Below are 20,641 nucleotides of genomic sequence, written 5' to 3'. Positions count from 1 at the left end.
ATATGAAAGCGATTTTATTAGGACTGAGCTTATTTCCACTGGCGGCATTTGCGGGTGAAAAAATAGATAAGCAAATAGACGTACCAAGTGGCGGCACTATTTTTATTGAAAACCAACGCGGTGATATACATATTACAGGCTGGGATAAAAACGAATTTAAAGTATCTGGCGAGCTTGATGATAAAGCACAGGGTTATGAGCTTAAAACAAGTGGTGATAAAACACAGTTTATTGTAAAAATGCCCCGTAAATCAAATTGGGGCAATAGTGGTGACGGCTCAAACCTAACTATATTTATGCCTAAAAGCAGTAGTTTAGAGTTTGCTGGCGTAAATGTATCGGTGACTGCAAAAGAGCTTAAAAACGGCGCAGAAGTTGATGTGGTTAACGGCGAAATTACGGTAGATGATATTACTGGCAACATTAAGCTCACCACTGTAAATGGTGATGTGAACGCTGAGAACTTAAACGGGAATATTCAGTTTGAAACCGTAAATGGTGAAATTAACGATAGGCAATCAAGTGGTAAGCTGCGTTTTAGCGCTGTTAATGGTGATATTAAATCAACTTCAAGCGCTAATGATGTACGCCTTGAAAACGTAAATGGCGATATAGAATTTACGCTATCGGCTATTAAAAACCTACGTATTAATACGGTCAATGGCGAAGCAGAAGTACAGATTAACGAGCTTTTAAAAGGCGGTGATGTACGTTTTGAATCAGTAAGTGGTGATGCCGACTTTTATTTCCCACAAAGTGTATCAGCAAAGTTTGAAATTAAAGCCCATGCTAACGGTAAAATCATTAACAAAGTCAGTAGTGACAAAGTCAGTAAAGCTAAATATGGCCCAGCCAGTGATTTAGAGTTTAGTATTAATGGCGGTAATGCAAATGTCGAAATGGATACCATAAGTGGACGAATAGAGCTTCGTACCAAATAACACTCATTCCCCATCACGATTACAAAAAGCAGGAAAGATTTCCTGCTTTTCTATTTGCACAGCCCCTGCAAGTCGATAGAATAGAGCCATTCAATTTTACTACTGTGAAGTTATGGCCAAACCAGATAAGCAAGTCGATACTCTTAAAGTTCCTCCCCATTCAATAGAAGCTGAACAATCTGTTTTAGGTGGCTTAATGCTTGATAACCAAGCTTTTGACCGCGTAGCTGAGCTTGTTGTATCACAGGATTTTTATACCCGCACGCACAAGTTAATTTTTGAGGCGATGACGGCACTTGCTGAGATTGGCGATCCGATAGATTTAATCACTATTTCTGAAAGTTTAGAAAAAAATAATAAACTTGCAGGCATTGGTGGTTTTGCTTACTTAGCCGAAATTGCTAAAAATACCCCAAGTGCAGCCAACATTGATGCCTACGCAAACATTGTACGTGAGCGTGCTGTGGTACGTGAAATGATTGGCGTGGCAAATGAAATAGCCGAAGCGGGTTTTAATACCGAAGGGCGTACTAGTCACGACCTACTCGATTTTGCCGAAAGCAAAGTATTTAAAATTGCCGAGCAACGTACAAAAAGTACGGAAGGCCCGCAAAGTATTCATAACATACTCGAAAAAACAGTTGATAAAATAGAAGAGCTTTATCAATCGCCACAAGATGGTGTAACGGGTGTAAGTACAGGTTATGCCGATCTTGATAAAATGACGACGGGCCTGCAGCCGTCTGACTTAATTATTGTGGCAGCGCGTCCTTCAATGGGTAAAACCACCTTTGCGATGAACCTTGCAGAACATGCCGCAATGACTCAAGACAAACCCGTGCTAATTTACTCGCTAGAGATGCCTTCAGAACAAATTATGATGAGGATGTTAGCGTCTCTTGGCCGTATTAACCAAACTAAGGTACGTACAGGTCAGTTAGATGATGACGATTGGGCGCGACTTTCATCAACAATGGGCTTGTTGATGGAAAAAGGCAAAATGTATGTTGATGATGCCTCGGGCTTAACACCTACCGATGTTCGCTCTCGTGCACGTCGTATTGCGCGTGACCACGGCGGCATTAGTATGATCATGGTCGATTACTTGCAGCTAATGCGCGTACCTAGCCTTGCTGATAACCGAACGCTTGAAATTGCTGAAATTTCGCGTTCACTTAAATCACTAGCAAAAGAGCTAAAATGTCCGGTTGTTGCGCTTTCGCAGCTAAACCGTACGCTAGAGCAACGTGCCGATAAACGCCCAATTAACTCAGATTTACGTGAGTCAGGGTCGATAGAGCAGGATGCCGATTTAATCATGTTTATTTACCGTGACGAAGTTTACAACGAAGACAGTACTGATAAAGGTATTGCCGAAATCATCATAGGTAAACAACGTAACGGCCCAATTGGTAAAGTGCGTTTAACATTCCAAGGTCAATTTTCTCGCTTTGATAATTACGCGGGACCAGCGGTAGATGACGATTACTAATGCGCTTAGCCACTGCTGAAATTAATTTAGCTGCACTTGCGCATAATTTAGCGCAAGTTAAGTGCTTTGCACCTAACAGCAAAGTAATGGCGGTGCTAAAAGCAAATGCTTACGGGCATGGTTTAGTAACGATTGCGCAGCATTTAAATAATGCTGACGCATTTGCTGTGGCACGTATAGATGAAGGGCTTGCCCTTCGAGCTGGGGGCTTAACAAAACCAATTGTTTTACTAGAAGGCTTTTTTAACAAAGCCGACTTACCGATTCTGCTCGCCAACAATTTTCAAACTATTATTCACGATGAGTACCAATTAGCGGCGCTTGAAAAAGCAAAGCTAGATGCACCAATAACATGCTGGTTAAAAGTAAATACAGGTATGCACCGATTAGGTATTGCGCCAGAGCAGTTTGAAGCGTTTTATAACCGCTTGCAAAAAACACCTAACGCTAAAAATACCGTTAATTTAATGACCCACTTTTCGTGTGCTGATGACGTTGATAATGCTAAAACGGTTCAACAAATTACGTTGTTTGATAATTTAGTGAATGGCATTGACCAAGCGCATTGTTTATCAAATTCGGCTGGTATTATTGCCTGGCCGAGCGGTCATGGCGATTGGGTACGTCCTGGGCTTATGTTATATGGTGTATCGCCAATGGCAAATGGTATTGGGCAGCAACACAAATTAAAACCAGTTATGCGCTTAACTACGCGCGTAATTGCAGTACGAGATGTGCCTGCTAATGAGGCTGTTGGGTATGGTGGTCGTTGGAAAAGCGATAAACCAACCAAGTTAGCTGTTGTAGCTATGGGTTATGGCGATGGTTATCCTCGGCATGCTAAAGAGGGGACACCGGTAATAATTGGTGAGCAGCGTTATGGTATTGTAGGAAGCGTAGCTATGGACATGATCAGCGTTGATATAGGCGCTAATGAGCATAATATTAAAGTTGGCGACAGAGTCACTATGTGGGGCCCTGAGCTTCCAGTTGAAGAAATAGCACTGTGCGCTGATACTATTCCTTACGAGCTATTATGTAATATTACACCACGCGTAAGTTATGAGTATCAGCCATAGTTAGTTTTTAGCGTATACCAATTGGGTATAATTACTCTTTTATAAAGTAAATGTCGCTAAAGCCCATACGGGCAAATTCTTGGTCGCGAAAGTTACGAACAGAAGCAGACCCTTTTGAGGTCATTTCTATTTGGCGTACCATGTTTAAGTAATTTGTTAAATCAATACCCTCGGCAGCAGCAATAGCTTGATACATGTCGTGGTATTTATCTTTTGCGAAGTTAATTTCGCGCGGTTGGTTTTTAAATGTATACGTTATTCTGCGTGCCATAATAAGCTCAGTTAAATTGAGTGTTAGTATAATTTTACACTGTATTGAACTGGCATTGAATGATTTGTTTAAATCAAATAATTAAAAAGTAGAGTTTAAAATGAAATTATCAGTAGAGATCAGTAAATATCCACTTCACCAAGATTACATTCCGTTTATTAAAGGCTTTATTGACCGCTTAAACGAATACGAAAATTTAAAAGTGATTACTAATACGCTATCAACGCAAATTTTTGGTGATTATGATTTAGTAATGCAGGTGTTAAATACCGAAATTAAGCGCTCATATGAAGAATTTGGTAAAGCTATTTTTGTATGTAAGTTTCTCTCTGGCGACTTATCGCCTGAATAATCTATAATACCAACCTGCATAAATCTTTGATCAATTTAACGAATTAAATTGCACTATAACGTCGTTAAAATTTTTTATTTAGAACAACTAGATACAAAAATTTTTGCCTAGTTCTAGCTTGATTTTCTTAACGTTAAATAGACCCCGTATATAAGCAGATTGGTATAACAAATGGCGCAACTAAACGGTGATTGCATAATATGGACTTTTTAACACAAACCTTAAGCGGTTTTACAGCAATGTCGCATTGGGAATACATTGCGGTAGGATTGTCGATGGCGTACTTATTATTGGCAATAAAGGAAAGCTTATGGTGTTGGCCGGCGGCATTTTTTAGCACGCTCATTTATACAATTATGTACTGGAATGGCGCATTGCTCATGGAGTCGTTACTTAATTTTTATTATATGTATATGGCTGTGTTTGGATGGGTTGTATGGAGAAAAGGCAAAGCTGAAAATTTAAATATTACATCTTGGTCGATAAACCGTCATGCTGTTTTAATTAGTTTAACAACCGTAGCTGCAATTACAATTGGTTACGTTATGCAAAACTATACGCATGCCGATTTTGCTTATCTTGATAGTTTTACAACGTGTTTTGCCGTAGTAACTACCTACTTAGTTGCTAAAAAAGTCCTCGAAAACTGGCTGTACTGGATTGTAATAGATGCCGCTTCCATGTATTTATATTATGAAAAAGGCTATTACCCAACGCTTGCGCTCTTTATATTTTATACCATTATGGCAGCGTGGGGCTTTAAAACTTGGTACGAAGAGTACGAACAAAGCCAAGCTAAGCCGCTAGCTCAGCTTTAATTAATGATTGAGCATAATCAGTTAGTAAAAATGTGTAGGGCGTTTATAGAGCCTACGAGCGTTATTTCAAGCGAGCGACTACTTAATGGTTTTAGTAACGATAATTTTTTAATACGTACCAAACAACAAGGGTATTTATTAAAGTGTTATAAAAGCCATTGGCCAGCCATAGGGCTTGAAGCACAGCGTTTTTTAAGTGAGCTTAATATATGTCCTGCGCCTGTTTGGCTCGATAAAAAGAATAGCCGTGCGGTATTTAATTATATTGAAGGTAATACAGCGCAATCGGATATAACGCTTAGCTTTATTAATAAACTTGCTCAAGTGCACAATTACAAAGCGTCTACTGCGCCAATGGATATAGCTAAAGAGCTGCATTTTTATCAAAGCACCGGCGTATATACGCAATATAAACCTCAAATAGAACGGGCACTCAAAGCAGTTGCAGCCATGCAATTTGATGAAGGCTTTTGTCATAACGATTTGGTAAAAGATAACATTATTGTAAATGCTTCGGGCATGTATTTAATTGATTTTGAGTACGCGCAAACTAACGATGTATATTTTGATTTGGCAGCCCTTGCAGTGAGTTTTAACCTTAATGAGCAAAGTAAAAAAGCGCTGTTAAACAACTATAAAAATAGCGTTGATAAAACAAGCACGTTTTACCCATCAATAGATAAGCTAAATTACTATAAGCTGTTTTTTTTGGTGTTATGTATTGCTTGGTATGAGGAGCGCAGCATAACTAGTAAATCTATAATGTTACGTGCGCAGCTAAATAAACTTGTTACTAATACTTTTTTATAAAAGTTACAAACCACCAAAGCGTTCAGCGAGCTCTTTGTACTTTGTTACTTCGGCCGCATCAAATTGAGGTTCGCCATTCTCGTCTTCAGATTTAGCAATTAATAAACTTTCTCTAGAGAGACGTTTTACACGCTCTACTTTTACACCTAAAAACTCAGCGACTTGCTCAGTAGACATTAAACTCATCATTATTTCCTCGTATTAAACTAATCCTCACAGCGACAATCATAATTTTAATGTTGCTAAACCGTTACTGTTTCTTATCTAATAAGAATAAATAGCGTGTTTTTAAGCCTTTGTGAAGTGTTTTATTTAAAAGAGTTTAATTAATAAGCATATAAGCTGATCTTACTGGTATTTATTTAAAGATCTCTTTATCATTGCGGGTGCTAAAGCACTGATATCGCGAGTTGGTGTGGCGGCAACAAATGTGCTCTCGTGGTGAAATGGATATCACGTGGCCCTCCGGAGGCTGAGTTGTAGGTTCGATCCCTACCGAGAGCGCCATTTGCTTTTATATGTATTAATTATCCTCTCTATATTACCTAGCTTCTTATTAATTACTCTTGTATTTAAAAATGCATTTACTGCAAAAACTTTGAAAGTTAATTTTAAAAACAGCTTTCTAGTTATTTATACAATGCAAAATTAGCATCCAAAAATCATGTTGTAATTATTTGCATATAAGATTTAGTGATAAATGAGGAAGACCGATTCAATGTTAAATAGTCAATTAGAGATACTAGCTCAAGGACACGCTTATCTTGAAGGTGTAACTAAAGAGGACTATTCCCAAGTCATTACTCCTAACTTTATTAGCTCGGCAGGAGCTCATATGCGACATATTATCGATCATTATCAATCTTTAATGACTGGCTTTAGCACGCAAAAAGTAGATTATGATTACCGCTTAAGAGGAGGAGATATTGAAAACTCTCCAACTGCTGCAATAAAAAAAATTGCAGAAATAACAACGTGGATTGAACAGCTAAGTCCAGATGATTTTAATAAACCGTTATCACTTTCAAGTGAAGTTTCGATTAAAAGCAAAAATGTACAAACAGTAACAACATCACTTGCGCGAGAGCTTATTTTTGTAGGCAGTCACGCTGTGCACCATTACGCGATGATTTCACAAATTTCTTTTGCTCAAAAGTCGCAGCTCGATCCAAGCTTTGGTTTAGCACCAAGTACAGCTACTTTTTTAAGAGAAAATAGCCAGCCAGCACAACCAAAATCGATGCAAAATTAAAATGTGCACGTTAAGCTACTTTTTAACGGATGATGGCTACGAGCTATTTTTTAATCGCGATGAGCAAAAAACACGAGAAACGGCAATCGCTCCAAGTAAGCACCAGGGCAATGCAATTTTCCCCATTGATCCGCAAGGAGGAGGTACTTGGCTTGGGGTATCGCATTTTGGGCAAACACTCGCATTATTAAACGATTACCAAAGTGTATTTGATATAACTGCGGTAAAGCATAGTAGAGGTCTGTTAATCCCTTATTTACTGAGCAATAAAGCTCCTGCATTGTACCAATTACAAAACATGGATTTATCGGGCTACGCGCCTTTTAAATTGTGTATTTTTCCGGATGGGCTATCGATAAATAACAATAACGTGGTTTTTGTTAGGTGGGATGCAAAGCAGTTAATCCACTGCCAAGTTGAACCACTTGCTACGTCATCAGGTGTTGAGCTTGAAACGGTGACACAAAAGCGTAAACAACAATTTAAGCAACTTATTGATTTAAGACATCCTGAAAGTGAGCAGTTTTTAGCATTTCATTACAGTAAAGCCGAACAAGGGCAATATGGCGTAAACATGCTAAGAGAAGATGCAATGACGGTCAGTATTAGCCATATTAAAGTTGGTAACACTATACGTTTTAATTATTTTGATAAGCAGTCTCAGCTCATTAGTAGCATTGGTTGTTTAAAAGTGGCTGCAGCTTAACTAAAAATTTTTATAGCTGTTACATAACTAAAAAAGTCGACGCAATTAATAGCGTCGACTTTTTTTGCTCAATTTTTACCTGCTATATTAATACAGCAGGTAAAAATTATGAGTGATTTATATAATCATCCTTTTTATCACCAAGGTAGAGCTTAAGTAGCTTTTCAGGCGCACTTGGTAGGTGCACACTTAAAAGTAATCCTGGCGTGTGATTAAAGTTGCTATCAATGCCCATGCAATGAAATTGAGCGCCTAGCTTATGGTATTGCTTTAATAAAATCGGTATGTCTTTTTTATCTTCTTCTATTCCCATAACCAATGCTGATACATGGCCTATGTTTAACGTGTGGTCATTAATAAAGTCTTCAAACTCTGGGTGGAGCTTATTATTAAAAGGCGTATTGGCGCTAACACCTTGTTTATTATTAACCATTGCATGGTCAATAATTGCAACAGAACGAGGGTCATAAAGTTTACTTAATGAAACCGTGCCATATAAAGTCCTATAGCGTGGATTTTGCGCCATAAATGCACCAATCCCTTTAAATAGCAGTAATAAACCATGGTAACTGCCCTGATGTTTTTGAACTATAAACGATCGACCCATTTCTAAGCACGGCTGTTGCTGATTAATAAAAGAAGGTTCGAAGTTAAACATTTGCGATAAATAAAGAGCGCTCACGTCGCTATTTTTTTGTAATAAATCGGTTTGTCCAATTCTATAAGCACCAATAATTTCTTCATTTTTATGATCAAAAATAAACAAATGCATGTAAGTCGCATCAAATTTATCTGTGTCGCATGGCTCGCCACTTCCTTCGTTTAATGTACGAAAGGTTATTTCTCTGAGGCGTGTTATTTCAGTAACGCAATTAGGTATTTGCTCTTGGTAGCCGTAATAAACTGAGTAACCTTTAAAGTCGACTAAGTGCTGCTCGCTTGGCAAGTTGGCAAGCTCATTTTTCATTTTTGTTTTATCAACTTCCTGCATAATAGCTTTGAGCTGTGTTGATTGGTTATCCTCTTGCCAAGGCGTTACAAAGCGCTCATCGTTTAAGTAACACTGCAAGCGCGCAAGTGCGTTTATGTCGTCAGTTTTTTCAAACTTATTTAATAATTTGGGTGTAAGTAAATTACCAGCGCTTAAGCTAATAGAGCTTTTTTGAATTTTAAGTAATTCGCGTATTAGCATTAATAATCTAAATCGGTAGTAAACACGCCCCAAGTTATAAAAGGTTGAGCTATTCTGACCGCTAATAAATACAGGCAATAAAGGGGCTTGTGTTTTTAAAGCTAGTTGAGCGGCTAAGCGATTCCATTGCCCGTCAGTTACACGTTGTTTTTCTGATTGAAAAAATGACACTCTTCCCGCAGGAAAAACCACAAGTAAGCCATCATTTTTAACATGACTAAAACACTGTTTTATTGCGCTGGTATTAATGGCTGCTTTTGGTTTTAGTGGGTTAGCAAAAATAAAATAGTCTTTAATTTCTTTAAATATTTTTAAACCCACGTTAGCCATTACTTTTGTATCGCTACGATAATGGGTGAGTAAATTTGCAATAATTACGCCCTCAATCATGCCATAAGGATGATTACATACCACTATGCAAGGGCCATGCTTTGGTATTTTGTTAATAACACCTTGTGCACCAAGCACATTAATACCTAATACATTTAACAGCTTTTCACTAAACTCTTGTTTATCTAAACCCGATAAATTATTAGAGAGGTATATATCACGCAGCTTATTGATGCCCAATAGGCTATCGAGCAGCGGAGCGGCTATTTTTAGTATATGACTCAAAGGAGAAACGGTGCTTATTGCCGCTACACTTAAGTTTGATACGGGGTGGTTTAATTTTGTCATATACGTTGATGCTCTTAAATTTTTATAGCTGTTGTGTATATTTAGACCGAGGAAAAACCACATTATGTTCAAATTAGGTTAATTAAGTTTGTTTAAAAGCGTAAAAATAATACTCAAATAGCCTTTTAAGTGCTAAGTGGCTGTAGGTTATTAAGAAAATAGAAGAGGGTTTTAATTATCCATAAAATAAGGTTACCCACTACAGCTAATAAGAGTGATACAGCAAGTAATCCTTTGTAGTTATATATCACTACTTACAACTCAAAAACTAGACTTTTAAGCTTAATTAATGCTATTTAAGGTACATCTACTTTAAATGTAAAAAATCTCACCTTTATGCTAATTACTTTGCCTGTGTCTGAGCTCACCCCTGGTATGTACGTTGATAGCGTTACTAAACAACACGAGGGGATCAATAGCATAAAAATTAAGACCAGTGGCTTGGTGCGCGACAAATCTATTATTAAGCGTTTAGTGTCTGAAGGGGTGCTCGAGCTGCTTATAGATTTTACTAAAGGTGATGCGCCAGTTCCTGCCAAATATAAGCCCCAAAGCGCACCTAAAACATCTAATAGCCAAAAAAAAGTAGAAAAAACACCTATAGCTATTTCTATCGAACAGGAATTTGCTAAAGCGACTGTAAATTACGATCAGCATGGCCGAAAGTTACAGTCATTATATGGCGATTTAACATCTGGCCTGAGTGTTAATATAAAAGTGCTTGATGAAATTGCCAGCGAGATAGTCAGCTCAGTTTTTCGTAATGCTAACGCTATGACTATTCTTACTCGTATAAAAGACAAACATAGCTATAACTGGCGGCATATGATCAACTGCGCCATTTTTACTGCTGTATTTGCTAAATACTTAGGGTATGAAAAAGCTGTTGTACAAGAGCTTGCAATGGGGGCGTTACTTCATGACTTAGGCCAAGCTAAATTACCGCAGGGTATATTTTCCAAGCCAACTAAACTAAGTAATAACGAGCTAGCAGCAATTAAAAAGCATGTTGCGCAAGGTTTAGGTTTAGTTAAAGGTGAGAAGGGTATAACTCCCCTTATGCTCGATATGATAGTAAATCATCATGAGCGTTTAGATGGCTCTGGTTATCCGCGAGGCCTGCAGGCTGAAAAGTTAAGTCGCCCGGCGCGTATAATGGCAATTGTAGATGTGTACGATGCTATGACAGCCGATAGAATGCACCAAGAGGGTGATGAGCCTATTAATGCATTACGCTACTTATTAGCCAATAAACACTTGTTTGATGGTGAACTAGTACAACGCTTTATAAAATGCTTGGGGGTCCATCCGGTAGGAACTATTGTAAAATTAACGAATGAACGTTTAGCCTTAGTGCTTGAGGGGAACGTATTAAATCCTATTAAACCTAAAATTAAACTATTTTATAATGCTAAGCATAATCATCATGTTACACCTAAAGACATAGATTTAAGTGAGCACACCCAAGAGCTGAAAATACTAGCAAGTGTTAAGCCTCTTGATTATCAGATTAATTTGTCTCGCCTGCTAAAAGAGCATTTGTTGAACTAGTTTTACTGCATTGCCTTTTTTTAGTTTGTTTTGCAGAAATAAACGCACCCAAAAAACAACTTCCCATCAGTGTTAACCATAGCAAAGTACCTAACTCTACATGCAATGCAAAACAACAAAGCGCTAAAGAAATCAACGCATTCAACATTGCCCCTAGCCAATAATGGTTTACGGGGTTATCGCATTGTCCTGCTTGAGTGCATGCACAGTAGTTTGCTTTGTAAAAGCAAAATACACTCGCCCCACAAAATATTAGCCCTGTAATAATAAATAAAATGATCACAGTTTTACTTCCTTTGCGATTTTATAGTGAGTGTAATTTGCTATATATTTCAAGTCAATCTAAATGATAATTAATTACAATTAGAGCTTTAACTCTAATAACACATTTCTCATCCGATGAGTTTTAAATAGTTGTTAAAATGTCGTTAAATAACATGTTTTTTGCTGTTTTTTGACGCATTCATAGAGTTTTTTACAAAAAATTAAGGTAGTGTAGCAAAGTTTCAAATCCTAATAACAACACACATAGTACCCAGACAGTCAGTTTGGTTAAGGACTCAACAATGAAATTTTCTAAAACTCTTATTGCAGCTTCGCTTGCATTTGTTTCAGCTGATAGCTTTGCAGCTGCGTTTCAATTATCAGAGCAAAATGCATCGGGTTTAGGCCGTGCATACGCTGGTGAAGCTTCTATCGCAGACGATGCATCTGTAGTTGCACGTAACCCTGCACTAATGACTTTATTTAAAGATAAACAACTAAGTGTTGCTGCTATTGGTGTAATTCCAGATGTAAGTATTGAAGGCGAAAGTACTAATAACGGTATTGACCCAAGTGCATTAGATGACGACAGCATTGCACCAAGTGCTGTAGTACCTGCTATTTACTTTACTATGCCTTACAACGATAAAGTATCGATTGGTTTTGGCGCATTTTCTAACTTTGGTTTATCTACAGAGTTTAACGACGAATACGTTGCTGGCCAAATTGCTGGCGAAACAGAAATCTTTACTGTTAACCTTAATGCAAGCGTTGCTTATAAAGTAACTGAGCAATTCAGCTTTGGTATTGGTTTAAACGCTATTTATGCTGATGCAACTGTTATTCGTAAAGTGGGTGCTAATGCAAGCGGTATTGATTTTGGTGCTGATGCTGTAAACCTTCAAGGTGATGATACTGGTTTTGGTTTAAACGTTGGTTTAATGTACCAGCTAGATGATAACAGCCGTTTTGGTTTTAACTATCGTAGCGAAACAGACATCACATTTGATGGTGACTTCTCAAACGACCTACCAGCAGCTATTGGTGGTACAGGCGGCGCTAAGCTACCAGGAGCTGTTGATCTAACACTACCAGCTATTGCTGAGTTTTCTGGCTCACATCAGTTAGATGATAAGTTAGGCCTACATTACAGTGTATTATGGACAGGTTGGAGCAGCTTTGAATCACTAGAAGCACAAGTAACGTTACCAACTGGTGATAAGTTTGTTGCGTTTGAAAAGCAAGAGCAGTTTGATGACTCTTTCAGATACTCTGTAGGTGCTGATTACCAATACAACGAAGATTTACTACTTCGTGCCGGTGTTGCATTTGATGAGTCACCGGTATCACAAACGCACCTTTCTATCTCTATTCCAGATACCGATCGCTTTTGGTTCTCGTTTGGCGGTAACTACACAATTGATCAAAACTCTAATGTTGATCTTGGTGTGAGTATTATCCGTGGTAAAACACAAACGTTCACAGAAGCTGATGACTCGGGCAGCCAGTGGGGCTTCGAATCTAAAGGCCACGCGGTATTACTTGGCGCTCAGTACAACTACAAGTTTTAATGTAGAAGTGTCTTGTGGTTAATCACAGGACACAAAAAAGCCGCTCACTTTAATTAAAGTGAGCGGCTTTTTTAATGCCTATTAAATAGTGTTAATAGGCATTTTATGAAAGCTTATAAGCTTTCTATTTTAGTTTTTTGCTCAAGTAGCTTAGTTTTAGCATCGCTAAACTCAGCCAGTTTTGCATTTTCTTTAGCAAGTACCGCTTCAGGTGCGTTATTAACAAACTTTTCGTTAGCGAGTTTGTTTTGCACTTGTGCTAGGCCTTTTTCTGCTTTTTCGAGTTGTTTATTAATACGTGAAAGCTCGGCTTCTACATCAATTAAGCCCGCCATTGGGATCATGATCTCAAGGTTGCCAACATAAGACGTTGCACATGCAGGTGCCCCGTCTTTGTTTTCAAGCATTGTAAACTCTTCAATTTTTGCAAGTGATGCTAAAAATGATTTGTTTTCTTCAATGCGGCGCACGTCGTCGCTTGATGCATTAGCAAGTAATACGCTAAGCGGTTTACTTGGGCTAATATCCATTTCACCACGAATATTACGAATAGCTAAAATGAATTGTTTAACCCACTCTAAGTCGTCCATCGCTTTAGCATCAACGCTTGCTTCATTATATACAGGGAACGGCTGAACCATAATGCTGGTGTTTGCTGTTTCAAGGCCAGCAAGAGGTGCAACACGCTGCCAAATAGTTTCAGTGATGTACGGCATCATTGGGTGCATTAAACGCAGTAAGCTTTCAAGTACGGTAATAAGTGTATTACGTGTACCACGTTGCTGCGCTTCATTACCTTTAAATAATACCGGCTTAGTTAGCTCTAAGTACCAATCACAAAACTGGTTCCAAGTGAATTCGTAAAGCGTGTTAGCAGCTAAGTCAAAACGGTAGTTATCAAGGTGTTCAGTGTACGTTTTAACTGTTGACTCAAATTGGCCTAAAATCCAGCGGTCAGCTAATGAAAGCTCTTTTTGTGCATCGTTTGCAAAACCACAGTCTTGCTCTTCTGTATTCATTAATACGTAACGGCTCGCGTTCCATAATTTGTTACAGAAGTTACGGTAACCTTCAAGGCGGTTCATGTCCCAGTTAATATCACGACCGGTAGATGCCATTGCAGCAAGTGTAAAGCGAAGGGCGTCGGTGCCGTGTGCTTCAATACCGCCTGCAAATACTTTTCGCGTATCTTTCTCGATTTTAGCGGCAAGTTTTGGCTGCATCATGTTACCAGTACGCTTTTGTACTAGGTCTTCAAGTTCAATGCCGTCAATCATGTCTAGTGGGTCAAGAACGTTACCTTTTGACTTAGACATTTTATCGCCATTATCATCACGTATCAGACCCGTTACATACACGGTTTTAAACGGAACTTGTGGTTTGCCATTTTCGTCTTTTACAAAGTGCAGCGTCATCATAATCATGCGCGCAACCCAGAAGAAAATAATATCAAAACCAGTTACCAGCACGTCAGACGGGTGGAAGGTTTTTAAATCATCGGTATTTTCAGGCCAACCTTGTGTAGAGAAAGTCCAAAGTGCTGACGAGAACCACGTATCAAGTACGTCTTCGTCTTGGCTTAACGTTACGTTATCTGCAATGTTGTTTTCACGGCGAACTTCGGCTTCGTCGCGACCAACAAATACATTGCCTTCACTGTCGTACCAAGCTGGGATACGGTGACCCCACCAAAGCTGGCGTGAAATACACCAATCTTGTACGTCGTTCATCCACGAGAAGTACATGTTTTCGTATTGCTTAGGTACAAATTGAATATCGCCGTTTTTAACAGCGTCTTTTGCAGGTTCTGCAAGTGGTGCAACACGTACATACCATTGGTCGGTAAGCAGTGGCTCAATTACCACACCAGAGCGATCGCCGTAAGGTACCGTTAAACCATGGTCTTCAATTTTTTCAAGCAAACCTAGTTCTTCAAATTCTGCCACAATTGCTTTACGTGCTGCAAAACGATCAAGGCCGTGCAAGCGCTCAGGTATTGGTGCATCAAACTCAAGCTCTTTACCGTCAAAGGTGTATGTTTCACCTTGGGTAAGAATAGCGGCGTCTTTATCGAAAATGTTGATCATAGGCATTTGATGACGCTTGCCCACTTCGTTATCGTTAAAGTCGTGCGCTGGGGTTATTTTTACACAGCCCGTGCCTTTATCTTTATCGGCGTGTTCGTCAGCAACAATTTTAATACGACGATTAACGATGGGTAATAAAATCTCTTTACCGATTAAATCTGTGTAGCGCTCATCATCAGGATTTACTGCAACACCTGAGTCACCCAACATGGTTTCAGGACGTGTTGTTGCTACTACTATGTAGTCTTTTCCGTCTTGTGTTGTAACGCCATCAGCTAGTGGGTAACGTAAGTTCCACATGTGGCCTTGTTTGTCTTTGTTTTCAACTTCAAGATCAGAAATAGCCGTGTGTAATTTTGGATCCCAGTTTACTAGGCGCTTGCCTCGGTAAATTAGGTTTTCTTTATGAAGGCGTACAAACACTTCTTTAACAGCTTCAGATAAACCATCATCCATTGTAAAGCGTTCACGATCCCAATCAACCGATGCGCCAAGGCGACGAAGTTGCTTAGTGATAGTGCCGCCAGATTCTTTTTTCCATTCCCAGATTTTATTAATAAAATCTTCGCGACCTAAATCGTGGCGTGTTTTGCCTTCTTCGGCATGCAATTTACGCTCAACCAACATTTGCGTTGCAATACCTGCGTGGTCAGTACCTACTTGCCATAATGTGTTGTTACCTTGCATACGTTTAAAACGCGTTAGGGTATCCATTATTGTATCTTGGAAGGCGTGGCCCATGTGTAAGCTACCAGTGACATTTGGCGGCGGGATCATAATTGAATATGGTACGCCTTGGCCAGATGGCTTAAAGTAGCCTTTTTGTTCCCAGTCTTGATATAGAGACTGTTCAATATCTTGCGGATTGTAGGTTTTATCCATTACACAGAACCTTAAATAAGTACTTAAATTAGTTGGTTAGTTTGCCTGATTGGCTAGCTATTAATATCTTGCGTGGTGAGATTGGCACCGAGTTGGCGTAGCTTTTTAAAACGCTCGCGGGCTGCTTGCTTAGCAGCTGGTTCTACGGGTACAAAATCAAAAACTTGGTTAAACCGACGAATGTAATCCGGTAACTGAGTAGCCAAGTTAATTAAAACTTTACGATTGCCAACAGGTGGCGTAATACCAATTTCTACAGGTGCGCCGCCTTTAGGGCCTTCACCTTGTAAATTATGTGGCACAAAACTATCTGGATCGAATGCCCAAATTATTTCATCAATGGCACAGGCTGCTTCGTTATCGTTAACACAAATAAACACACGCTGCCCATTTCGATACTGATCGGCTGCAATTTGAGCTGCCAATGCAAAATGATCGTCAGCCTTCGCTTTAGACTCATCTTGTTGCTTTAGAACGAAAAATTTAGCGTTCATGTTCATTGTATCGGGGTTTCCCATGACATTGAATGTATACCAAATTGATATACACAAATTAAGAGGCAGATTTTGCCATATAACGAAGTTTGCTTCAATTAATACACAAATAAATAAGGCGCCAAATGGCGCCTTATAAATAGCTAAATAGATTATTAATCGTGCGTAGCTTCGCTTACACCCGCTCGGTTTAATAAATACTGAGTAAGCATAGGAACAGGACGGCCCGTTGCGCCTTTTTTAGCGCCACTACGCCACGCTGTACCGGCAACATCTAAATGTGCCCAATTATACTTTTTAGTAAATTTAGATAAGAAACATGCCGCAGTAATAGTACCCGCAGAGCGTCCACCTAAGTTCGTAAAGTCAGCAAATGGGCTTTCTAGTTGATCTTGATAGTCATCCCATAACGGTAACTGCCATGCACGGTCGCCACTTTGCTCAGACGCCTTTAATAAATCGTGCGCAAGTGGGTTATGGTTTGATAGTAAACCAGTAGCATGCGCGCCAAGGGCTACAATACACGCGCCAGTTAGCGTTGCTACGTCAATAACCGTATCTGGATTAAAGCGTTCAACATATGTTAGTGCGTCACATAATACTAAGCGGCCTTCAGCGTCGGTGTTTAATACTTCAACTGTTTGCCCCGACATTGTTGTTAAAATATCACCTGGGCGATACGCATTTGAGCCAGGCATGTTTTCACAACCCGCTAAAACACCAATAACGTTAATCGGCAATTGCATTTGTGCAAGTGCACGCATTGCGCCAATAACGCCTGCTGCCCCGCCCATGTCGTATTTCATTTCGTCCATGCCTTCGCCTGGTTTTAATGAAATACCGCCTGAATCAAACGTTAGACCTTTACCAACAAGTACAATCGGGGCTTGGTCGTCAGCGGCGCCTTTGTAGTTAATAATCGACATAATCGATTCGTTATCACTACCTCGGCCAACAGCTAGGTAAGAATTCATACCAAGTTCTGCCATTTGCTTTTCGCCAATAAGATCAACAGTAATGTTGTCAAAATCAGTTGCCAGCTCTTGTGCTTGTTCACCTAAGTACACAGGGTTACAAATATTTGGTGGCATATTAGCTACGTCTTTACATAGCTTACTACCTGCTGCAATGGCTAAACCATGCTCAATAGCGCTTTCGCCAATAGTTAGTTCGCGTCGTGTTGGTACATTAAACACCATTTTACGAAGTGGACGACGAGGGTCTACTTTTTTACTTTTCAGTTGGTTAAACGTATATAAGCAGTCTTGCGTTGTCTCAACTGCCTGACGTACTTTCCAGTAGGTGTCGCGACCTTTAACGTGTTGCTCTGTTAAAAAGCAGACTGCTTCCATAGAGCCCGTTTCGTTTAAGGTATTAATAGTTTTAGAAATGATTTGTTTATATTGCTTATCATCAAGCTCACGCTCTTTACCACAACCAACAAGCAATATGCGCTCGCTTAATACATTAGGTACATGATGCAATAATAAAACTTGGCCTGGCTTACCTTCTAAATCGCCACGGCGAAGTAAATTAGAGATATAACCATCACTAATTTTATCGAGTTGTTCACCAATGGGGGATAACCTACGTGGCTCGTAAACGCCAACCACAATACATGCGCTGCGCTGTTTTTCTGGGCTACCACTTTTTACGTTAAATTCCATTGTTACTCCTGGTTTTGAGTCGTTTAAGTTACTAAGTTGGGGCTAAAAAAGTATTTTCTAGTCTTATCTACGTAACTTATGTGCGGATAATTTTAATTTTAGCTGATTTTGTTAGACTCTTACTGTGTAATTGAACTTTATATGCTTAAGGGCTACTAATGCAACATTATATCGTGCACTTAGGTAGGATAATTAATTTTGATGGCTTATAATAATAGCCTATTTGCCGGTATTAATTGGGTAAAATAGCTATTTAACTATTCAATTCTCACTATCGTAGTGAAATTCCATGTTTAACAGGGGCGAGCATTGCTAATTTTCCGTTATTTGACCGCTGAGGTTTTAAAATCGCAGGTCGCCGTATTTTTAACTTTGATGACAATATTTTTGTCACAAAAGTTAGTTGGTATTTTAGGTGATGCCTCTGAGGGCAGCATTCCTGCTAAATTAGTGCTATCGATGATTGCACTAAAACTTCCACAACTGGCCTCGCTAATACTTCCGCTGAGTATATTTTTAGGCATTATTTTAGCCTACAGCCGTATTTATGCCGATAGCGAAATGACCGTCCTTAAAGCCTGTGGCGTAAGTGAATGGTATGTTGTGCGCGTAACACTTATATCAAGTGTAGGGCTTGCTATATTAGCCGCAGCACTGACTATGTATATAGCGCCGTGGGCAAGCGAGCAAGAGTATCAATTAAAAGAGCAAGCCAAAGCCGATGCAGGGTTATCTGCACTCAGAGCTGGGCGGTTCCAAGAAACCGGTAACGAAAAAGCCGTGGTGTTTATTCATAATATTGAAAAGGGTGGCAAAGAGCTCAATAAGGTATTTGTTGCACAGTTACCCGATAGCGAAAAAGGCAACCTAGCGCGTTTAGTATATGCAGAGCAAGGTGTTGTGGTTGAAGCCGTAAATGGTGAGCAACAGCTCGTGCTAACAGACGGTAAACGCTACGAAACAGATGGCACAACGCCTGCACTTAACTTAACAGAATTTGATGGTTACAGCGTACAAATACGAGAACAAGAAATAGAGCATCAACGCCGTAAATTAGAGGCTGTGCCTACTAATCAATTACTCGCCATTAATACTCCAGAATCTATTGCTCAATGGCAGTGGCGACTCGCTATTCCGTTATCAATTCCGCTACTTACCTTACTGGCAGTACCGCTAAGTGTGGTTAATCCTCGCCAAGGTAAATTTGCAAAACTAGTGCCTGCTATAAGCTTGTACTTAGGCTATTTTATTTTACTAAATGCCGCTAAATTTGCAGTTGAAGATGGAAAAATTCCGCCTTCAATTGGCTTGTGGTGGATTCACCTAAGTGCCTTGTTTATAGGTGGATTATTAATTATAAAAGGGCGACCGTTGGGCGCTTGGCTTAAAGCCGTTGTAACTAAGCGGGAGTTAGGCTCATGATGAAAACGCTTGATTGGTATTTAGGCCGCAGTATTTTACAAACTACCGGCTTTGCATTGTTGGTACTTGTTGGTATTAGCACCTTAATTAAGTTTATCGACCAGCTAAAGTCGGTAGGGCGTGGCAGTTACGATTTAATGACCGCAATGCTTTACACGCTTTACACAATACCTGGCGATTTAGTGGTGTTTTTTCCGATGGCTGCGCTAATTGGTGGCTTAACGGGTTTGGGGGCACTTGCCTCAAACAGTGAGCTGGTAGTGATGCAAGCGGCTGGTATGTCGCGCTTACAAATAATTGGCTCTGTGATGAAAACGGCCATATTTATGGCTGTATGCATGATGGCACTTGGCGAATGGGGTGCACCTGAAGCGCAATTACACGCCAAAGAAATGCGTAACCAAGCAATACATGGCGGCGATGTATTTAACACACAAAAAGGTGTATGGGCTAAAGACGGCAGCAATTTTATTAATATTGAAGATGTTGACGAAAACGGCAGGCTCAACGGGGTACACATGTACCACTTTGACAAATCGTTAGAGCTTACCCAAATCACTAAAGCAAAAGATGCACTGAGCCGAAAAGAAGGCTGGCTACTTCGTGATGTAAATAAGGTTATTATTACGAGCGAAAAAACCACAACAGAGCAACTACCAGAAGAGTTTTACCCTTCACAATTGACCGCTGAAAAGTTAGGGGTTGTTTCGGTAAAACCAGAGTCACTTTCATTTACTGGGCTTTGGTCGTATTTAACTTACTTAGAGCAAAACGAACAAGACACCAGTACCTACGAGCTCGCTCTGTGGCGTAAGCTTATGCAGCCTGTATCTGTAGCGGTAATGCTGCTGGTGGCGCTCTCGTTTATATTTGGCCCACTGCGTACCGTTACTATGGGCGCACGTATTATTATGGGTGTTGTAACGGGGATTGTGTTTCACTTAACTAATGAAATATTTGGCCCTGTAGTTATGGTTTACCAAATACCTGCCATTATAGGGGCGGTATTACCCAGTATTATATTTATAGGCTTTGCGACATATTTGATGAATAAACGGGTATAGAGTACCTATTCAAAGCATTAAAAAGGGTGACCAGTGGTCACCCTTTTC

19 protein-coding genes and 1 tRNA gene are annotated in these 20,641 nt (G+C 39.6%); 13 read left to right on the top strand and 7 right to left on the bottom strand.

Features of this window, described 5'->3' with window-relative positions:
- Positions 1-2: 2 nt before the first annotated feature.
- From I6E69_RS12920 to alr, 3 genes are all read left to right on the top strand, one after another.
- Complete coding sequence (locus I6E69_RS12920; protein ID WP_197121397.1) at positions 3-941, top strand: DUF4097 family beta strand repeat-containing protein; 939 nt, start codon at positions 3-5, stop codon at positions 939-941.
- 112 nt (positions 942-1,053) lie between these two features.
- Positions 1,054-2,433, top strand: coding sequence for a replicative DNA helicase (dnaB, locus tag I6E69_RS12915; protein WP_002963050.1), 1,380 nt, complete (start codon positions 1,054-1,056; stop codon positions 2,431-2,433).
- Complete coding sequence (alr, locus tag I6E69_RS12910; RefSeq protein WP_197121396.1) at positions 2,433-3,512, top strand: alanine racemase; 1,080 nt, start codon at positions 2,433-2,435, stop codon at positions 3,510-3,512. The genes dnaB and alr overlap by 1 nt, the downstream gene beginning before the upstream one ends.
- Positions 3,513-3,543: 31 nt before the next feature.
- Here alr and I6E69_RS12905 read toward each other — a convergent pair whose 3' ends face one another.
- Positions 3,544-3,783: a DUF2960 domain-containing protein gene (locus I6E69_RS12905; RefSeq protein WP_002963045.1), complete on the bottom strand. Its 240-nt coding sequence runs from the start codon at positions 3,781-3,783 to the stop codon at positions 3,544-3,546.
- 100 nt (positions 3,784-3,883) lie between these two features.
- On the opposite strand from I6E69_RS12905, the gene I6E69_RS12900 reads away from it, so the two are divergent.
- The 3 genes from I6E69_RS12900 to I6E69_RS12890 all read left to right on the top strand — a co-directional run bounded on the left by I6E69_RS12900 (position 3,884) and on the right by I6E69_RS12890 (position 5,763).
- On the top strand, positions 3,884-4,135 hold the full coding sequence (locus tag I6E69_RS12900) for a hypothetical protein (protein ID WP_002963043.1): 252 nt from the start codon (positions 3,884-3,886) through the stop codon (positions 4,133-4,135).
- A gap of 200 nt (positions 4,136-4,335) precedes the next feature.
- Positions 4,336-4,953 (top strand): nicotinamide riboside transporter PnuC, encoded by a 618-nt coding sequence (pnuC, locus tag I6E69_RS12895; RefSeq protein WP_002963042.1) that lies wholly within the window; start codon positions 4,336-4,338, stop codon positions 4,951-4,953.
- Positions 4,954-4,956: 3 nt separating this feature from the next.
- Positions 4,957-5,763, top strand: coding sequence for a phosphotransferase (locus I6E69_RS12890; protein WP_197121395.1), 807 nt, complete (start codon positions 4,957-4,959; stop codon positions 5,761-5,763).
- 3 nt (positions 5,764-5,766) lie between these two features.
- On the opposite strand, the gene I6E69_RS12885 is transcribed toward I6E69_RS12890, so the two are convergent.
- On the bottom strand, positions 5,767-5,949 hold the full coding sequence (locus tag I6E69_RS12885) for a hypothetical protein (protein ID WP_039490259.1): 183 nt from the start codon (positions 5,947-5,949) through the stop codon (positions 5,767-5,769).
- Between the two features lie 246 nt (positions 5,950-6,195).
- Here I6E69_RS12885 and I6E69_RS12880 point away from each other — a divergent pair.
- The 3 genes from I6E69_RS12880 (at position 6,196) to I6E69_RS12870 (ending at position 7,721) form a co-directional block, all read left to right on the top strand.
- A tRNA-Arg gene (locus I6E69_RS12880) sits at positions 6,196-6,270 on the top strand.
- Positions 6,271-6,481: 211 nt separating this feature from the next.
- Complete coding sequence (locus I6E69_RS12875) at positions 6,482-7,015, top strand: DinB family protein (RefSeq protein WP_197121394.1); 534 nt, start codon at positions 6,482-6,484, stop codon at positions 7,013-7,015.
- Position 7,016: 1 nt separating this feature from the next.
- Entirely contained in the window at positions 7,017-7,721 is a 705-nt protein-coding gene (locus I6E69_RS12870; RefSeq protein ID WP_197121393.1) for an NRDE family protein, read from the top strand.
- Positions 7,722-7,827: 106 nt separating this feature from the next.
- Here I6E69_RS12870 and I6E69_RS12865 read toward each other — a convergent pair whose 3' ends face one another.
- Positions 7,828-9,591, bottom strand: a complete 1,764-nt coding sequence (locus tag I6E69_RS12865) for a lysophospholipid acyltransferase family protein (RefSeq protein ID WP_197121392.1) — start codon at positions 9,589-9,591, stop codon at positions 7,828-7,830.
- Between the two features lie 336 nt (positions 9,592-9,927).
- Here I6E69_RS12865 and I6E69_RS12860 point away from each other — a divergent pair, with 336 nt between their 5' ends.
- Positions 9,928-11,142 carry an HD-GYP domain-containing protein gene (locus tag I6E69_RS12860; RefSeq protein WP_039490270.1) on the top strand — a complete coding sequence of 405 codons (1,215 nt, stop codon included), beginning with the start codon at positions 9,928-9,930 and terminating at the stop codon, positions 11,140-11,142.
- Here I6E69_RS12860 and I6E69_RS20700 read toward each other — a convergent pair.
- Complete coding sequence (locus I6E69_RS20700; protein ID WP_154903641.1) at positions 11,102-11,425, bottom strand: hypothetical protein; 324 nt, start codon at positions 11,423-11,425, stop codon at positions 11,102-11,104. The two genes, I6E69_RS12860 and I6E69_RS20700, sit on opposite strands and share 41 nt — an antisense overlap.
- A gap of 283 nt (positions 11,426-11,708) precedes the next feature.
- Here I6E69_RS20700 and I6E69_RS12855 point away from each other — a divergent pair, with 283 nt between their 5' ends.
- On the top strand, positions 11,709-12,977 hold the full coding sequence (locus I6E69_RS12855) for an outer membrane protein transport protein (RefSeq protein WP_182671539.1): 1,269 nt from the start codon (positions 11,709-11,711) through the stop codon (positions 12,975-12,977).
- A 113-nt stretch (positions 12,978-13,090) separates the two neighbouring features.
- Here I6E69_RS12855 and I6E69_RS12850 read toward each other — a convergent pair whose 3' ends face one another.
- From I6E69_RS12850 to pepA, 3 genes are all read right to left on the bottom strand, one after another.
- The gene (locus I6E69_RS12850; RefSeq protein ID WP_002962022.1) at positions 13,091-15,946 is read right to left on the bottom strand and encodes a valine--tRNA ligase; all 2,856 of its coding nucleotides are present in this window, start codon (positions 15,944-15,946) and stop codon (positions 13,091-13,093) included.
- Between the two features lie 53 nt (positions 15,947-15,999).
- A complete protein-coding gene (locus I6E69_RS12845; protein ID WP_002962020.1) occupies positions 16,000-16,446 on the bottom strand; it encodes a DNA polymerase III subunit chi in 447 nt (148 codons plus the stop codon).
- Between the two features lie 149 nt (positions 16,447-16,595).
- Positions 16,596-18,107 carry a leucyl aminopeptidase gene (gene pepA, locus I6E69_RS12840; protein WP_039490278.1) on the bottom strand — a complete coding sequence of 504 codons (1,512 nt, stop codon included), beginning with the start codon at positions 18,105-18,107 and terminating at the stop codon, positions 16,596-16,598.
- A gap of 309 nt (positions 18,108-18,416) precedes the next feature.
- On the opposite strand from pepA, the gene lptF reads away from it, so the two are divergent.
- Both lptF and lptG read left to right on the top strand, forming a co-directional pair.
- Positions 18,417-19,529, top strand: coding sequence for an LPS export ABC transporter permease LptF (gene lptF / locus I6E69_RS12835; RefSeq protein ID WP_002962016.1), 1,113 nt, complete (start codon positions 18,417-18,419; stop codon positions 19,527-19,529).
- Positions 19,526-20,593, top strand: a complete 1,068-nt coding sequence (gene lptG, locus I6E69_RS12830) for an LPS export ABC transporter permease LptG (protein ID WP_024603537.1) — start codon at positions 19,526-19,528, stop codon at positions 20,591-20,593. Before lptF ends, lptG begins: the two co-directional genes overlap by 4 nt.
- Positions 20,594-20,641 lie beyond the last annotated feature (48 nt).

Source organism: Pseudoalteromonas sp. NZS100, from assembly GCF_015864815.1.
Classification (GTDB): Bacteria; Pseudomonadota; Gammaproteobacteria; order Enterobacterales; family Alteromonadaceae; genus Pseudoalteromonas; species Pseudoalteromonas distincta.
The sequence above is the reverse complement of the archived record's forward strand: the minus strand, read 5'-3'. Positions and strand labels throughout refer to the sequence as shown.

Excerpts from the sequence above, each read along its gene's own strand:
- I6E69_RS12920 (WP_197121397.1), top strand. The coding sequence starts at position 3 with ATGAAAGCGATTTTATTAGGACTGAGCTTATTTCCACTGGCGGCATTT.
- dnaB (WP_002963050.1), top strand. The coding sequence starts at position 1,054 with ATGGCCAAACCAGATAAGCAAGTCGATACTCTTAAAGTTCCTCCCCAT.
- alr (WP_197121396.1), top strand. The coding sequence starts at position 2,433 with ATGCGCTTAGCCACTGCTGAAATTAATTTAGCTGCACTTGCGCATAAT.
- I6E69_RS12905 (WP_002963045.1), bottom strand. The coding sequence starts at position 3,783 with ATGGCACGCAGAATAACGTATACATTTAAAAACCAACCGCGCGAAATT.
- I6E69_RS12900 (WP_002963043.1), top strand. The coding sequence starts at position 3,884 with ATGAAATTATCAGTAGAGATCAGTAAATATCCACTTCACCAAGATTAC.
- pnuC (WP_002963042.1), top strand. The coding sequence starts at position 4,336 with ATGGACTTTTTAACACAAACCTTAAGCGGTTTTACAGCAATGTCGCAT.
- I6E69_RS12890 (WP_197121395.1), top strand. The coding sequence starts at position 4,957 with ATGATTGAGCATAATCAGTTAGTAAAAATGTGTAGGGCGTTTATAGAG.
- I6E69_RS12885 (WP_039490259.1), bottom strand. The coding sequence starts at position 5,949 with ATGAGTTTAATGTCTACTGAGCAAGTCGCTGAGTTTTTAGGTGTAAAA.
- I6E69_RS12875 (WP_197121394.1), top strand. The coding sequence starts at position 6,482 with ATGTTAAATAGTCAATTAGAGATACTAGCTCAAGGACACGCTTATCTT.
- I6E69_RS12870 (WP_197121393.1), top strand. The coding sequence starts at position 7,017 with ATGTGCACGTTAAGCTACTTTTTAACGGATGATGGCTACGAGCTATTT.
- I6E69_RS12865 (WP_197121392.1), bottom strand. The coding sequence starts at position 9,591 with ATGACAAAATTAAACCACCCCGTATCAAACTTAAGTGTAGCGGCAATA.
- I6E69_RS12860 (WP_039490270.1), top strand. The coding sequence starts at position 9,928 with ATGCTAATTACTTTGCCTGTGTCTGAGCTCACCCCTGGTATGTACGTT.
- I6E69_RS12855 (WP_182671539.1), top strand. The coding sequence starts at position 11,709 with ATGAAATTTTCTAAAACTCTTATTGCAGCTTCGCTTGCATTTGTTTCA.
- I6E69_RS12850 (WP_002962022.1), bottom strand. The coding sequence starts at position 15,946 with ATGGATAAAACCTACAATCCGCAAGATATTGAACAGTCTCTATATCAA.
- I6E69_RS12845 (WP_002962020.1), bottom strand. The coding sequence starts at position 16,446 with ATGAACATGAACGCTAAATTTTTCGTTCTAAAGCAACAAGATGAGTCT.
- pepA (WP_039490278.1), bottom strand. The coding sequence starts at position 18,107 with ATGGAATTTAACGTAAAAAGTGGTAGCCCAGAAAAACAGCGCAGCGCA.
- lptG (WP_024603537.1), top strand. The coding sequence starts at position 19,526 with ATGATGAAAACGCTTGATTGGTATTTAGGCCGCAGTATTTTACAAACT.